Here is a 14,921-nt window from a genome sequence, read left to right as displayed (position 1 = left end):
CACTTCGGTGGCAACGCGGTGGTCATAGCCTGCGAACTTCATTCAGCACGTTTCCTCTTAGGGATTAAGTCATGCTCCGTTCCTTGCGCTGTGCTGCCTTGCTGGGCAGCCTTTTTTTGAGTGCGTCAGCACTGGCCGTCGATATCGACCAAGCCACCTATGGCTACCCTTTGACGAACCCGTTCGAAGCGACCATTGCCACCACGCCACCTGACCTGCGGCCTAAACTGCCGACGGATGCTGAAATCAACCAGTCCGACTACACCCTGAACATGCGCCCCGAGCGCGAGTTCAGCCTGCCGGACAACTTCTGGGCGGTGAAGAAACTCACCTACCGCATCGCCAAGCAGGACCGCGCCGCGCCGCTGATCTTCCTGATCGCCGGCACCGGCGCGCGGTTTGACAGCAGCATCAACGAATACCTGAAGAAACTCTATTACCAGGCTGGCTACCACGTGGTGCAGCTGTCTTCGCCGACCAGCTTCGACTTCATCGCCTCTGCCTCGCGCTTCGCCACGCCGGGTATCAGCCAGGAAGACGCCGAAGACATGTACCGCGTAATGCAAGCCGTGCGCGCGCAGAACGCTTCGCTGCCGGTGACCGACTTCTACCTCACCGGCTACAGCCTCGGCGCCCTGGATGCGGCCTTTGTCAGCAAGCTGGATGAGACCCGCCGCAGCTTCAACTTCAAGAAAGTGTTGCTGCTCAACCCGCCGGTCAACCTCTACACCTCGATCACCAACCTCGACAAGCTGGTACAGACCGAGGTCAAGGGCATCAACAACACCACCACCTTCTATGAACTGGTGTTGAACAAGCTGACCCGTTACTTCCAGCAAAAGGGCTATATCGACCTCAACGACGCCCTGCTCTACGACTTCCAGCAGTCCAAGCAGCACCTGACCAACGAACAGATGGCCATGCTGATCGGCACCTCGTTCCGTTTCTCGGCTGCCGACATCGCCTTTACCTCGGACCTGATCAACCGCCGTGGCCTGATCATCCCGCCGAAATACCCGATCACCGAAAGCACCAGCCTCACGCCATTCCTCAAGCGTGCGCTGCAATGCGACTTCGATTGCTACCTCACCGAGCAGGTGATCCCGATGTGGCGTGCGCGCTCCGACGGCGGCAGCCTGCTGCAACTGGTCGATCAGGTCAGCCTTTACGCCCTCCAGGACTACCTGCACACCAACCCCAAGATCGCCGTCATGCACAACGCCGACGACGTGATCCTGGGCCCTGGCGACCTCGGTTTCCTGCGTAAAACCTTCGGCGATCGCTTGACCGTCTACCCGCTGGGCGGCCATTGCGGCAACCTCAATTACCGCGTCAACGCCGACGCCATGCTGGAGTTCTTCCGTGGCTAAATATCTTCTGCTGCTTGCCGCCTTGATGTGCGCAGGCGTGGCCAATGCCGACAACAGCAAGGCCCACGCACCTACCGTGGTGGGTTCCGACGGTTTCAAGGAACCGCTGACCAAGCTCAAGTTCAACCCGGGCCTGGACCAGCGTGAGTTCGAGCGTTCGTCGTTGACCGCACTCAACGTGTACGACCCACTGGAATCGTGGAACCGTCGCGTGTACCACTTCAACTACCGCTTTGACCAATGGGTGTACCTGCCCGTGGTCGACGGCTACACATACGTCACCCCACGTTTCCTGCGCACCGGCGTGAGCAACTTCTTCAACAACCTGGGCGACGTGCCCAACCTGTTGAACAGCCTGCTGCAACTCAAGGGCCACCGTTCCCTGGAAACCACCGGGCGCCTGTTGCTCAACACCACCATCGGCATCGCCGGCCTGTGGGACCCGGCAACCGCCATGGGCCTGCCGCGTCAAAGCGAAGACTTCGGCCAGACCCTGGGCTTCTACGGCGTACCTGGCGGCGCGTACCTGGTGCTGCCGATCTTCGGCCCGTCGAACCTGCGCGACACCACCGGCCTGCTGGTGGACTACACCGCAGAGAACCAGATCAACTTCCTCAACGTGGCTGAGGTCAGCTCCAACCACCCGGAAATCTGGGCCCTGCGCGCCGTCGACAAGCGCTACCAGACCAGCTTCCGCTACGGCCAGATGAACTCGCCGTTCGAGTATGAGAAGGTGCGCTATATCTACACGGAATCGCGCAAGTTGCAGATCGCCGAGTAAACGCCCAGAAAAAAGGCCATTCGATTGAATGGCCTTTTTTTGTGCGCGCAATTTATGCCCTGAGCGCTTTCCAGGTCTTGCCGACCACACTGACCACCGCCAGTACGACCGCACCCGCGATAATCCCCGCCACCGCATTCAGCAGCGACGGCACCAACCACGCGACCCCGCCTGCGCCCTGGCTGACGGTCTCGATCCAGTGATGCACCACCGGCACCCCGTGAGTGAGAATCCCACCGCCCACCAGGAACATCGCCGCCGTACCGATCACCGACAGGCTCTTCATCATGTACGGTGCCGCGCGCAGGATGGCGCCGCCGATACTGCGCGCCGCCTGGCCAGGCTTCTGGGTGAGCCACAGGCCCAGGTCATCCAGCTTGACGATACCGGCCACCAGCCCGTAGACGCCCACGGTCATGACAATGGCGATACCGGACAGCACGATCACCTGCTGCATCAGTGGCGCATCGGCCACGGTGCCGAGGGTGATGGCGATGATTTCGGCCGAGAGGATGAAGTCGGTGCGGATCGCGCCTTTGATCTTGTCCTTTTCGAAGGCCACCAGATCGGTTGCCGGATCGGCCACCGCTTCGACCAGTTGTGTGTGTTCGGCCTGGTCTTCAGCCTTGCTGTGCAGGAATTTATGCGCGAGCTTCTCGAACCCCTCGAAACACAGGTAGGCACCGCCGAGCATCAGCAACGGCGTCACCGCCCACGGCGCGAATGCGCTGATCAGCAAGGCGGTCGGCACCAGGATCAACTTGTTGACGAACGACCCCTTCGCCACCGCCCAAACCACGGGAATTTCGCGTTCGGCACGCACGCCGGAGACTTGCTGGGCATTGAGCGCCAGGTCATCGCCCAACACACCGGCGGTCTTCTTCGCCGCCACTTTTGTCATCAGGGCGACGTCATCGAGTACTGCGGCGATATCGTCGATCAACACCAACAAGCTGCTTCCTGCCATGAATCGGGCATCCGTAAGGGAAAGAAGGGCCGAGCATAGCGCGGCGCAACGCTTTGTGGGCACATTGTTGAGGCGCGCGGATGGCCGGTGCTACCATGCGCAACCGCCTGTCCTGGCAAGGAATCTTCTGGTTTATGAGCACCATTCGCGAGCGCAACAAAGAAAAGATCCTGCGGGCGGCCAGCGAGGAGTTTGCCGACAAGGGCTTCGCCGCGACCAAAACCAGCGACATCGCCGCCAAGGCCGGGCTGCCCAAGCCCAACGTCTACTATTACTTCAAGTCCAAGGACAACCTCTACCGCGAGGTGCTCGAAAGCATCATCGAGCCGATCCTGGCTGCGTCCACGCCGTTCAACCCCGAGGGCGAGCCTGCGGTGGTGCTGAGCAACTACATCCGTTCGAAAATCCGCATCTCCCGCGACCTGCCGTTTGCCTCCAAGGTATTTGCCAGCGAAATCATGCACGGCGCGCCGCACCTCAGCGCCGAGCAAGTCGAGCAACTCAACGCCCAGGCCAAGCACAATATCGAGTGTATCCAGAGCTGGGTGGATCGCGGCCTGATCGCCGCCATAGACCCCAATCACCTGATGTTCAGTATCTGGGCAGCGACCCAGACCTACGCCGATTTTGACTGGCAGATCTCGGCAGTGACCGGCAAGGCCAAGCTCGATGAAGCGGATTATGAGGCGGCGGCGCAGACGATTATTCGGTTGGTGCTCAAGGGCTGTGAGCCGGACTGATATACCGAGTCGCCTGGGCCAATCGGGGGCAAGCCCCCTCCTACATTTGATCGGTGCCAGACACACAATGTATGAACACCGCAAAGCCACTGTGGGAGCGGGCTTGCTCGCGAAAGCGCCCTCCCAGACACATCCTGCCAAAAGCCTGCCAATCAGCGTCAACCACCAAGATCTAGCCTCTCAGAACCCCATCTGCAGAGAGGCCAAGGAATGCCTGATCTCGCCACCTCACACCGCCTGCGCATCGGGCGGTTCAGTGAACCGAACCGCATCTATCTGATCACCACCAATACTCACGAACGTGTGCCGATATTCAGTGACTTTCATCTGGGTCGCTTGGTGGTTTGGCAATTCAGGCTCGCTCAGTATCAAGGTCTGGCCAATTCCCTGGCCTGGGTGATCATGCCCGACCACCTCCACTGGCTGATCGAACTGCAAAAAGGCTCGCTGGGAGATTTGATGTGCCAGGTGAAATCCAAAAGCACTCGAAGCGTGAACGGCGTTACTGGACGTAGAGGAAGACTTTGGCAAACCAGCTTTCATGACCGAGCACTGCGCAAGGAAGATGACTTGGTAAAAATGGCCCGGTATGTGGTGGCCAATCCTCTGCGGGCGGGGCTGGTGGAGCGGATTGGCGACTATCCGCTGTGGGATGCAGTTTGGTTGTAGGCTGGAGACCGAGACGCCCCCTTCGCGAGCAAGCCCGCTCCCACAATTTTGACCGCGTTCGCAATTCAAAATGTGGGAGCGGGCTTGCTCGCGAAGGGGCCGGACCCGTCACCCCAGAATCAAGCCGACACCCCCGCATCCGCCATCAACCCCACCCCCTCGATCGCCGTAATCGCGCACTGCTCGTCAATGTCGGACGTATCCCCACTGATGCCGATCGCCCCCAGCACCGCGCCTTGCTGATCCCGAATCAACACCCCACCCGGTGCCGGCACGACGCTGCCCTGCCCCAGGCTGTTCAACGCCGCGATAAACGCCGGGCGCTGTTGCGCGTCCAGTGCGAGCAAGCGTGAGCCCTTGCCCAGCGCAATTGCGCCCCAGGCCTTGCCGATGGCGATTTGCGGGCGTAGCAGGCTGGCGCCGTCTTCGCGTTGCAGGGTGATCAAGTGGCCGCCGCTGTCGAGCACCGCAATGGTCAACGGCGCGGCTGAAATCGTGCGGCCTGCGGTGAGGGCCTGGCTGGCCAGTTGGGTGGCGAGTTTCAAGGTTAGAGCGCTCATGGTGCCGTCCTTCTTTTGTTATTGGGAATACGTTGTAGGTCTGTTTGATCAGATGCTCGATCAAACAAATAGAACACAATGACATTTGATTTTGTATACAATATTTTCGCACAAACCTTCCATACGTCGAAAAACTGCCTTCCGACGAACGCAAAGGTCAGCGAATAAAATGGATTGACCTGCGCAGCTCGCCGTGAATACACTTTGACCAGACACCACTTGTATACAATTACAAAACGCAAGAGGCACCAAAATCATGAGCAAAATGAGAGCAATCGAAGCCGCCGTCCTGGTGATGCGCCGCGAAGGCGTGGACACCGCCTTCGGTATCCCAGGCGCCGCGATCAACCCGCTGTACTCGGCCTTGCAGAAAGTGGGTGGCATCGATCACGTCCTTGCTCGCCACGTTGAAGGCGCCTCGCACATGGCCGAGGGCTACACCCGCACCAAGGCCGGCAATATCGGCGTGTGCATCGGCACCTCGGGCCCTGCGGGCACCGATATGGTCACCGGGCTGTACAGCGCCTCGGCCGACTCGATCCCAATTCTGTGCATCACTGGCCAGGCTCCGCGTGCACGGATGCACAAGGAAGACTTCCAGGCCGTGGACATCACCAGCATCGTCAAGCCGGTGACCAAGTGGGCGACCACCGTGCTCGAACCCGGCCAGGTGCCCTACGCGTTCCAGAAAGCCTTTTATGAAATGCGCTCCGGTCGCCCCGGCCCGGTGCTGATCGACCTGCCGTTCGACGTGCAGATGGCCGAGATCGAATTCGATATCGACGCCTACCAGCCGCTGCCCCTGGCCAAGCCTCTGGCCACGCGCATCCAGGTGGAAAAAGCCCTGGCCCTGCTGGATGCGGCCGAACGCCCATTGCTGGTCAGCGGTGGCGGCGTGATCAACGCCGATGCCAGCGAGTTGCTGGTGGAATTCGCCGAGCTGACCGGCATACCGGTGATCCCGACCCTGATGGGCTGGGGCACTATCCCCGACGATCACCCGCAGATGGTCGGCATGGTCGGCCTGCAGACGTCCCACCGTTATGGCAATGCGACGCTGCTCAAGTCAGACGTGGTGCTCGGCATCGGCAACCGCTGGGCCAACCGCCACACCGGTTCGGTTGAGGTCTACACCGAAGGGCGCAAGTTCATCCACGTCGACATCGAGCCGACGCAGATTGGCCGCGTATTTACCCCGGACCTGGGCATCGTGTCCGACGCCGGTTCCGCACTGACCCTGTTCATTGAAGTCGCCCGCGAGTGGAAAGCCGCCGGCAAACTCAAGGACCGCAGCGCCTGGCTCAACGACTGCCAGCAGCGCAAGGCCACCCTGCACCGCAAGACCCACTTCGACAACGTACCGGTCAAGCCGCAGCGCGTTTACGAAGAGATGAACCAGGTGTTCGGCAAAGACACTTGCTACGTCAGCACCATCGGCCTGTCACAGATTGCCGGCGCGCAATTCCTGCATGTGTATAAGCCTCGCCACTGGATCAACTGTGGCCAGGCCGGCCCATTGGGTTGGACCATTCCTGCCGCCCTCGGCGTGGTCAAGGCCGACCCAAGCCGCAAGGTGGTCGCACTGTCGGGCGACTATGACTTCCAGTTCATGATCGAAGAGCTGGCGGTGGGCGCGCAGTTCAAGCTGCCGTACATCCACGTGGTGGTGAACAATTCCTACCTGGGGCTGATCCGCCAGGCTCAGCGCGGGTTTGAAATGGACTACTGCGTGCAGCTGTCTTTCGACAACCTCAACGCTCCGGAGCTGAACGGCTATGGCGTGGACCACGTGGCCGTCGCCGAAGGCCTGGGTTGCAAGGCACTGCGGGTGTTCGAGCCGAGCCAAATTGCCCCGGCCTTGCGTCGCGCCGAGGCAATGATCGAAGAGTTCAAGGTCCCAGTGATCGTTGAGATTATTCTGGAGCGCGTGACCAATATTTCCATGGGCACCGAGATCAACGCCGTCAACGAATTCGAAGATCTGGCACTGGTCGGCAACGATGCGCCGACTGCCATTTCCCTGCTCGATTAAGGAGAACCCTATGCCGCGCTTTGCCGCCAACCTGTCCATGCTGTTTACCGAGCAGGACTTTCTCGCCCGCTTCAAAGCCGCCGCCGACGCCGGTTTCGAAGGGGTGGAGTACCTGTTCCCGTATGAATTCAGCTCCGCCGAGATCAAGGCGCAACTCGACGCCCATGGCCTGACCCAGGTGCTGTTCAACCTGCCGGCGGGCGACTGGGCCAAAGGCGAACGCGGCCTGGCATGCCATCCGGACCGGGTCGAAGAGTTCCGTGCCGGGGTCAACCTGGCCATCGCCTACGCCCAGGTATTGGGCAATACGCAGATCAACTGCCTGGCCGGGATTCGTCCGGCCGGTGTGGATGACGAAACCCTGGAAAAAACCTTTGTCGCCAACCTCAAGTACGCCGCCGACAAGCTGCAAGCGGTGGGCATCAAGCTGGTGATGGAAGCGATCAACACCCGCGAAATCCCTGGCTTCTACCTGAACAACACCGCGCAAGCCCTGTCGATTCGCGAGCAGGTGGGCAGCGCCAACCTGTTCCTGCAATACGACATCTACCACATGCAAATCATGGAAGGCGACCTGGCCCGCACCATGGCCGCGCACCTGGATGAGATCAACCACATCCAGCTGGCGGACAACCCAGGGCGCAACGAGCCGGGCACCGGCGAGATCAACTACCGCTTCCTGTTCCAACACCTGGACCGCATCGGCTACACGGGTTGGGTCGGCTGTGAATACAAGCCGTTGACCACCACCGAAGCGGGTCTTAGCTGGCTGAAGGCCCATAACGCGATCTGACTGAACAAACACTGGACCCAATGTGGGAGCGGGCTTGCTCGCGAATGCGGTGTATCAGTCGACATCAATGTTGAATGTCAGGCCCCCTTCGCGAGCAAGCCCGCTCCCACATTGGATCGTCGGTGTTTGGTAGAGCGGGCTCAGTACCCACACCTGATAAAAGAGGATTTTCTTCATGGCTAAAATCGGATTCATCGGCACCGGCATCATGGGCCAACCCATGGCCGCCAACCTGCAGAAAGCCGGACACCAATTGTTCCTGTCCGAACACCACGGCAAGGCCCCGGCCGAGCTGATCGCGGCCGGCGCCATCGGCCTGGCCAACCCGCAGCAAGTCGCCCAGGAAGCCGAGTTCATCATCGTGATGGTGCCCGATACTCCGCAGGTCGATGACGTGCTGTTCCGCGCCGATGGCGTGGCCGCTGGGCTGTCGCCGAACAAGGTGGTGATCGACATGAGTTCGATTTCCCCCACCGCCACCAAGGCCTTTGCCGCCAAGATCAACGAAACCGGCGCGCAGTACCTCGATGCGCCTGTGTCGGGTGGTGAGGTCGGCGCCAAGGCCGGCACGCTGAGCATCATGGTCGGCGGCGAACCGCACACCTTCGAACGCGCCCTGCCGCTGTTCCAGAGCATGGGCAAGAACATCACCCTGGTCGGCGGCAATGGCGATGGCCAGACTGCCAAGGTGGCTAACCAGATCATCGTTGCGCTGAATATCCAGGCCGTGGCCGAAGCGCTGCTGTTCGCCGCCAAGAACGGCGCCGACCCGGCCAAGGTGCGTGAAGCACTGATGGGTGGCTTTGCTTCGTCGAAGATCCTGGAAGTGCACGGCGAACGCATGATCAAGGGCACCTTCGATCCGGGCTTCCGCATCAACCTGCACCAGAAAGATCTGAACCTGGCCCTGGCCGGTGCCAAGGAACTGGGCATCAACCTGCCGAACACCGCCGGCACCCAGCAGGTGTTCAGCACGTGCACGGCGATTGGCGGCGGTAACTGGGACCACTCGGCGCTGATCAAGGGCCTGGAACATATGGCGAATTTTTCGATTCGCGATAAGTAACCCACACCGCTCCCCCTTTGAAATGCGGTCGAATGTGGGAGCGGGCTTGCTCGCGAAAGCGGTAGGTCAGTCAGCATGGATGTTGAATGAAAGACCGTATTCGCGAGCAAGCCCGCTCCCACATTTGATCGCATTCCAAGTCTGAAATTGATGCATCTCTAATAACAAAAAATCCCCGGGAGCCCGCTTATGTCGGTCGATCCGCAACACCTGCTTCGCGAGCTGTTTGCCACAGCCATCGACGCTGCCCACCCCCGGCAAGTCCTCGAACCTTTTCTGCCCGCCGACCGCAGCGGCCGTGTCATCGTGATCGGCGCCGGCAAGGCGGCGGCGGCCATGGCCCTCGTGGTAGAAAACTGCTGGCAGGGTGACGTCACCGGCCTGGTGGTCACCCGCTACGGCCACGGTGCGCCCTGCAAAAAAATCGAAGTGGTCGAGGCGGCCCACCCGGTCCCCGATGCCGCCGGCCTGGCCGTGGCCAAGCGCGTGCTGGAACTGATCAGCAACCTCGGCGAAGACGACCGCGTAATCTTCCTGCTCTCGGGCGGCGGCTCGGCCTTGCTGGCCCTGCCCGCCGAGGGCATTACCCTGGCCGACAAACAAAGCATCAATAAAGCCCTGCTCAAGTCTGGTGCCACCATTGGCGAAATGAACTGCGTGCGCAAGCACCTCTCGGCGATCAAGGGCGGTCGGCTGGCCAAGGCCGCATGGCCGGCCACGGTGTACACCTATGCGATTTCCGACGTGCCGGGCGACCAGGCCACGGTGATCGCCTCCGGCCCGAACGTCGGCGACCCAAGCACTTCGCAGCAAGCCCTGGCGATCCTCAAACGCTACAACATTGACGCCCCGGCGTCGGTACGCAGCTGGTTGCAGAACCCCGCCTCGGAAACCGTCAAGCCCGGTGACCCGGTGCTCGCCCGCAGCCATTTTCAATTGATCGCCCGCCCGCAGCAGTCGCTGGAAGCGGTGGCGGTAAAAGTCCGCCAGGCCGGGTTCAGCCCGCTGATCCTCGGCGACCTCGAAGGCGAAGCGCGGGACGTGGCCAAGGTGCACGCCGGCATCGCGCGGCAAATCGTGCAGCACGGCCAGCCGTTGGCGGCGCCGTGCGTGATTCTGTCTGGCGGTGAAACCACCGTCACCGTACGCGGCAATGGCCGTGGCGGGCGCAATGCGGAATTCCTGCTGAGCCTGACCGACAGCCTCAAGGGCTTGCCCGGCGTCTACGCCCTGGCCGGCGACACCGACGGCATCGACGGCTCGGAAGACAACGCCGGCGCGATCATGACGCCTAGCAGTCATGCCCGCGCCGAAGCCCTCGGCCTGAGTGCCAGCGATGAGTTGGATAACAACAATGGCTACGGTTATTTCGCCGCCCTCGACGGGCTGATCGTCACCGAGCCGACCCGCACCAACGTCAACGACTTCCGCGCCATTCTGATCCTTGAGACCGCCAAACATGACGCCTGACAAAAAGGTCAAAATCCTCGCCACCCTGGGCCCGGCCACCGACGGTATCGATGACATCCGCGAGCTGGTGGAAGCCGGGGTGAATATCTTCCGCCTCAATTTCAGCCACGGCGAGCACGCCGATCACGCCCAGCGCTACCAGTGGATTCGCCAGGTGGAGCGCCAGCTCAATTACCCGCTGGGCATCCTCATGGACCTGCAAGGGCCGAAGCTGCGGGTGGGGCGGTTTGCCGAGGGCAAGGTGCAACTGGTGCGTGGCCAGGCCTTGCGCCTGGACCTGGACCCGACCCCGGGCGACCAATGCCGGGTCAACCTGCCCCATCCAGAAATCATTGCGGCGCTGGAACCGGGCATGGACCTGCTGCTGGATGACGGCAAGCTGCGCCTGCGGGTGATCACCAAGCATGCCGACGCCATCGACACCACCGTGCTCAACGGCGGTGAGCTGTCTGACCGCAAAGGCGTAAATGTCCCACAGGCATTGTTGGAACTCAGCCCACTCACCGCCAAGGACCGGCGTGACCTGAGCTTCGGCCTGGAGCTGGGCGTGGACTGGGTAGCGTTGTCCTTCGTGCAGCGCCCGGAGGATATCCGTGAAGCCCGCGAATTGATCGGCGACAGGGCCTTCCTGATGGCCAAGATCGAAAAACCCTCGGCCGTGCAGCGCCTGCAGGAAATCGCCGAGCTGAGCGACGCGATCATGGTAGCCAGAGGCGACCTGGGCGTTGAAGTGCCCGCCGAGAGCGTGCCGCAAATCCAGAAAGACATCATCAGCACCTGCCGCCAACTGGGTAAACCTGTGGTGGTGGCCACGCAGATGCTCGAATCGATGCGCTTCTCCCCGGCCCCGACCCGCGCCGAAGTCACTGATGTCGCCAACGCCGTGGCCGAAGGTGCGGACGCGGTGATGCTGTCGGCGGAAACCGCCTCGGGCGAGTACCCGCTGGAAGCCGTGCAGATGATGAGCAAGATCATCCGCCAGGTGGAAAACGGCCCGGATTATCAAGCCCAACTGGATGTGAGCCGGCCCAAGGCGGATGCCACGGTGTCGGACGCGATCAGCTGCGCGATCCGCCGTATCAGCAGCATCCTGCCGGTAGCGGTGCTGGTGAACTACAGCGAGTCCGGCAGCTCCAGCCTGCGCGCGGCGCGGGAACGGCCGGTGGCGCCGATTCTCAACCTCACGCCGAACCTGTCCACGGCGCGCCGCTTGAGTGTGGCGTGGGGCGTGCATTCGGTGGTCAACGATCGGCTGCGCCAGGTGGATGAAGTGTGCTCCACCGCGCTGGAGATCGCCCAAGCCCAGGGCATGGCGCAGCGTGGGGATACGCTGGTGATTACGGCTGGGGTGCCGTTTGGGCAGCCGGGGTCGACCAATTCGCTGCGTATCGAGACGTTGATTTAGCGGCTGTAAGGGCTTCATCGGGGGCAAGTCGAATCGTCGCACCGCCCCTCCCACACTTGACCGTGTTCACCTCCGTCCAATGTGGGAGGGGGCTTGCCCCCGATGGGTACAACTCGGTCCCACTGGCTAACCACCATGCACAACCCAACCTGCCCCGACTGGGCCGAAGCCCTGCTCAACGGCTTCAGCCAGATTTTCCTGCAACGCCAGCCACTGTGTGGCCTGCTGTGCCTGCTGGCCATCCTGGTCGGCGCCCCGGCCTTGCTCGGCGGTGCGCTGCTGGGTGGCGTCGCCGGTTTGCTCACGGCTCAACGGCGGGGCTATCCCAAGGCTGAGCGCCAAGCGGGGCTTTATAGCTACAACGGGGTGCTGTTGGGTTTGTTGATCAGCCAGCATTTCACTTGGTCGGCCTTGTTGCCGCCGCTGATTTTGGCATGCGCCGGCTTGAGCACGATCCTGACGCGGCAGTGGCTAAAATACACTCCCCGTCCAAATGACCTGCCCGCCTACACCGCGCCTTTTGTCGGCCTGGGCTGGTTGCTGCTGGGCACTGCGCCGCAGAGCACATTGGCCCTGGGCGAACCCGACAGCCTGGCCATCCTCACTGCGCCTTTTACCGGGCTGGCGCAAGTCATGCTGCTGGACCAGCCACTGGCCGGTGCCTTGATTGCGTTGGGCCTGCTGCTGGCCAACCGGCGCGCCGCGGCCTGGGCGCTGATCGGGGCCATCAGTGGCGTGCTGGTCGCCTTGCTGCTGGATGAACCCACCGCCGCCCTCCTCGGCCTGCACAGCTACAACCCGGCGCTGGCCGCCCTGGCCCTGAGCCAAGTGCGCCGCCAACCCTGGCTACCGTTGCTGGGCATCCTGCTGGCGATCATCCTCACCCCAGGCTTCGCGGCACTGCACCTGCCTGCGCTGACCGCGCCGTTCATCCTCGCCTGCTGGCTGGTGCGCGCCGGCCGCCGAATCCTACAGAAACCGCGCATGGACAGCCCCTTCGAATCCCCCTAGGCTTGCCCGATATTCAATGCAGGCGGGACTTATGGACAGCAACAACGACTGGCGCCAGCGGCTCTACGTCATGGTTTTTCAAAGTGACACGGTTGCCGGGCGGCGCTTTGACGGCATCCTGCTGCTGATCATCCTCGCCAGCCTGGTGATCGTGATGCTCGACAGCATCGACCAGGTGCACCAGAACTACGCTGATGTGCTGGCCTATATCGAGTGGGGCTTTACGCTGATCTTCCTGATCGAGTACGGCCTGCGCCTGTACTGCTCGCCCAAGCCGTTGCGCTATGCCTTCAGCTTTTACGGGCTGGTGGACTTGCTGGCCATCGTCCCGGGCATCCTTGCGCTGTATTACAGCGACGCGCAGTACCTGCTGATCATCCGCATCATCCGCATGCTGCGGATTTTCCGCGTGCTCAAGCTCAGCCCGTACCTCAAGCAGGCCAACTACCTGATGGCCGCGCTGCGCGGCAGCAAGCAGAAGATTGTGGTGTTTCTGGTCAGCGTGTGCACCCTGGTCACCGTGTTCGGCACCTTGATGTACGTGATCGAGGGCCCCGAGCATGGTTTTACCAGCATCCCCAAAGGCATCTACTGGGCGATCGTGACCCTGACCACCGTGGGCTTTGGCGATATCGTGCCGAAAACGCCGCTGGGCCAGGTGATTTCGTCGCTGGTGATGATCACCGGTTACTCGATCATCGCCGTGCCCACCGGGATTTTTACCGCCGAACTGGCCAGTGCCATGCGCGGTGAACAGCTGCAAACCGACTGCCCGGTGTGCAAGAAAAACAGCCATGAGCCCAACGCGGCGTTCTGCTCACGCTGTGGCAATGCGCTTTTTAAGAAAGAGGAATAAGCAAAGTTCGTTTTAATCTTTAAGCGTCTATGCGGGCCCAGCTATAGTCGCTGGCATATTGCCCTCACTTAATCGTCAACCTTCTCGAACAACAAGGAATGAGCAGTGAAAAAACTCGTTAGCGCCTCTCTCCTGGCCGCCGGCCTTGCCTTGGCGGGCGCCGTCCAGGCTGCCCCCGTTTCTCTGCTCAACGTCTCCTACGACGTGATGCGCGATTTCTACAAGGACTACAACGCCGCCTTCCAGAAGCACTGGGAAGCCGAGCACCCAAACGACAAGCTGACCCTGCAGATGTCCTTCGGTGGTTCCAGCAAACAAGCGCGCTCGGTGATCGACGGCCTGCCGGCTGACGTGATCACCATGAACATGGCCACCGACATCAACGCCCTGGTCGACAACGGCAAACTGGTGCCAGACAACTGGGTCACCCGCCTGCCGAACAACAGCGCGCCGTTTACTTCCGCCACCGTGTTCATCGTGCGCAAAGGCAACCCAAAAGCCCTGAAAGACTGGCCAGACCTGCTCAAAGATGGCGTGCAAGTGATTGTGCCCAACCCGAAAACCTCGGGTAACGGCCGCTACACCTACCTGTCGGCCTGGGGCTATGTACTGAAGAACGGCGGCGACGAAAACAAGGCCAAGGCCTTTGTTGGCAAGCTGTTCAAGCAGGCGCCCGTGCTGGACACCGGTGGCCGTGCCGCCACTACCACGTTCATGACCAACCAGATCGGCGACGTGCTGGTGACCTTTGAAAACGAAGCAGAAATGATCGCCCGCGAATTCGGTCGCGACCAGTTCGAAGTGATCTACCCAAGCGTCTCCGCCGAAGCCGAGCCGCCGGTGTCGGTAGTCGACAAAGTGGTCGAGAAAAAAGGCACCCGCGAGGCCGCCGAAGCCTACCTGAAGTACCTGTGGTCGCCGGAAGGCCAGGAAATCGCCGCCAACAACTACCTGCGCCCACGTGATCCAAAAGTGCTGGCCAAGTACACCGACCGCTTCCCGAAAGTCGACTTCCTGTCGGTCGAGAAGACCTTTGGTGACTGGCGCACCGTGCAGAAAACCCACTTCAATGATGGTGGGGTTTTCGATCAGATCTATTCCGGTCAATAACTGAAGAAACGCGGTTAAAAAAATGTGGGAGGGGCGGTGCGACGATTCGACTTGCCCCCGATAGCGGTGGATCAGTTACAGATGAGCTGAC

Annotated in this window: 14 protein-coding genes; 12 read left to right on the top strand and 2 right to left on the bottom strand. The window is 61.3% G+C overall.

The genetic code is table 11. From position 1 onward, the window contains the following. Window positions 1-71 precede the first annotated feature (71 nt). Window positions 72-1,370: a serine/threonine protein kinase gene (locus tag CXQ82_RS09160; protein ID WP_101268113.1), complete on the top strand. Its 1,299-nt coding sequence runs from the start codon at window positions 72-74 to the stop codon at window positions 1,368-1,370. Next, complete coding sequence (locus CXQ82_RS09155; RefSeq protein ID WP_101268111.1) at window positions 1,363-2,151, top strand: VacJ family lipoprotein; 789 nt, start codon at window positions 1,363-1,365, stop codon at window positions 2,149-2,151. Before CXQ82_RS09160 ends, CXQ82_RS09155 begins: the two co-directional genes overlap by 8 nt. Window positions 2,152-2,203: 52 nt before the next feature. Here the strand turns inward: CXQ82_RS09155 and CXQ82_RS09150 are convergent, their stop codons facing one another. Next, window positions 2,204-3,118 carry a DUF808 domain-containing protein gene (locus CXQ82_RS09150; RefSeq protein ID WP_101268108.1) on the bottom strand — a complete coding sequence of 305 codons (915 nt, stop codon included), beginning with the start codon at window positions 3,116-3,118 and terminating at the stop codon, window positions 2,204-2,206. Between the two features lie 134 nt (window positions 3,119-3,252). Here CXQ82_RS09150 and CXQ82_RS09145 point away from each other — a divergent pair, with 134 nt between their 5' ends. Next, window positions 3,253-3,858 carry a TetR/AcrR family transcriptional regulator gene (locus tag CXQ82_RS09145; protein WP_101273750.1) on the top strand — a complete coding sequence of 202 codons (606 nt, stop codon included), beginning with the start codon at window positions 3,253-3,255 and terminating at the stop codon, window positions 3,856-3,858. A 210-nt stretch (window positions 3,859-4,068) separates the two neighbouring features. Continuing rightward, the gene (locus CXQ82_RS09140; protein WP_101268105.1) at window positions 4,069-4,527 is read left to right on the top strand and encodes a transposase; all 459 of its coding nucleotides are present in this window, start codon (window positions 4,069-4,071) and stop codon (window positions 4,525-4,527) included. A gap of 119 nt (window positions 4,528-4,646) precedes the next feature. Here CXQ82_RS09140 and CXQ82_RS09135 read toward each other — a convergent pair whose 3' ends face one another. Then, window positions 4,647-5,087: a heme-binding protein gene (locus tag CXQ82_RS09135; protein ID WP_101268103.1), complete on the bottom strand. Its 441-nt coding sequence runs from the start codon at window positions 5,085-5,087 to the stop codon at window positions 4,647-4,649. Window positions 5,088-5,343: 256 nt separating this feature from the next. Between CXQ82_RS09135 and gcl the strand changes: the two genes are divergently transcribed. The 8 genes from gcl to CXQ82_RS09095 all read left to right on the top strand — a co-directional run bounded on the left by gcl (window position 5,344) and on the right by CXQ82_RS09095 (window position 14,830). Then, window positions 5,344-7,119 carry a glyoxylate carboligase gene (gene gcl, locus CXQ82_RS09130; RefSeq protein ID WP_101268101.1) on the top strand — a complete coding sequence of 592 codons (1,776 nt, stop codon included), beginning with the start codon at window positions 5,344-5,346 and terminating at the stop codon, window positions 7,117-7,119. A gap of 10 nt (window positions 7,120-7,129) precedes the next feature. After that, window positions 7,130-7,912 carry a hydroxypyruvate isomerase gene (gene hyi / locus CXQ82_RS09125; protein ID WP_101268099.1) on the top strand — a complete coding sequence of 261 codons (783 nt, stop codon included), beginning with the start codon at window positions 7,130-7,132 and terminating at the stop codon, window positions 7,910-7,912. 175 nt (window positions 7,913-8,087) lie between these two features. Further along, complete coding sequence (locus tag CXQ82_RS09120) at window positions 8,088-8,978, top strand: 2-hydroxy-3-oxopropionate reductase (RefSeq protein WP_101268097.1); 891 nt, start codon at window positions 8,088-8,090, stop codon at window positions 8,976-8,978. Window positions 8,979-9,167: 189 nt separating this feature from the next. Beyond that, window positions 9,168-10,448, top strand: a complete 1,281-nt coding sequence (locus CXQ82_RS09115) for a glycerate kinase (RefSeq protein ID WP_101268095.1) — start codon at window positions 9,168-9,170, stop codon at window positions 10,446-10,448. Then, window positions 10,438-11,853 (top strand): pyruvate kinase, encoded by a 1,416-nt coding sequence (gene pyk, locus CXQ82_RS09110; protein ID WP_101268093.1) that lies wholly within the window; start codon window positions 10,438-10,440, stop codon window positions 11,851-11,853. Before CXQ82_RS09115 ends, pyk begins: the two co-directional genes overlap by 11 nt. A 135-nt stretch (window positions 11,854-11,988) precedes the next feature. Next, window positions 11,989-12,864 (top strand): urea transporter, encoded by an 876-nt coding sequence (locus CXQ82_RS09105; RefSeq protein WP_101268091.1) that lies wholly within the window; start codon window positions 11,989-11,991, stop codon window positions 12,862-12,864. A 31-nt stretch (window positions 12,865-12,895) separates the two neighbouring features. Beyond that, window positions 12,896-13,720 carry an ion transporter gene (locus CXQ82_RS09100; RefSeq protein ID WP_101268089.1) on the top strand — a complete coding sequence of 275 codons (825 nt, stop codon included), beginning with the start codon at window positions 12,896-12,898 and terminating at the stop codon, window positions 13,718-13,720. A 105-nt stretch (window positions 13,721-13,825) separates the two neighbouring features. Continuing rightward, window positions 13,826-14,830, top strand: coding sequence for a sulfate ABC transporter substrate-binding protein (locus CXQ82_RS09095; protein ID WP_101268087.1), 1,005 nt, complete (start codon window positions 13,826-13,828; stop codon window positions 14,828-14,830). Window positions 14,831-14,921: the final 91 nt, after the last annotated feature.

This window comes from Pseudomonas sp. S09G 359 (genome assembly GCF_002843605.1).
Taxonomy (GTDB): domain Bacteria; phylum Pseudomonadota; class Gammaproteobacteria; order Pseudomonadales; family Pseudomonadaceae; genus Aquipseudomonas.
The sequence above is the reverse complement of the archived record's forward strand: the minus strand, read 5'-3'. Positions and strand labels throughout refer to the sequence as shown.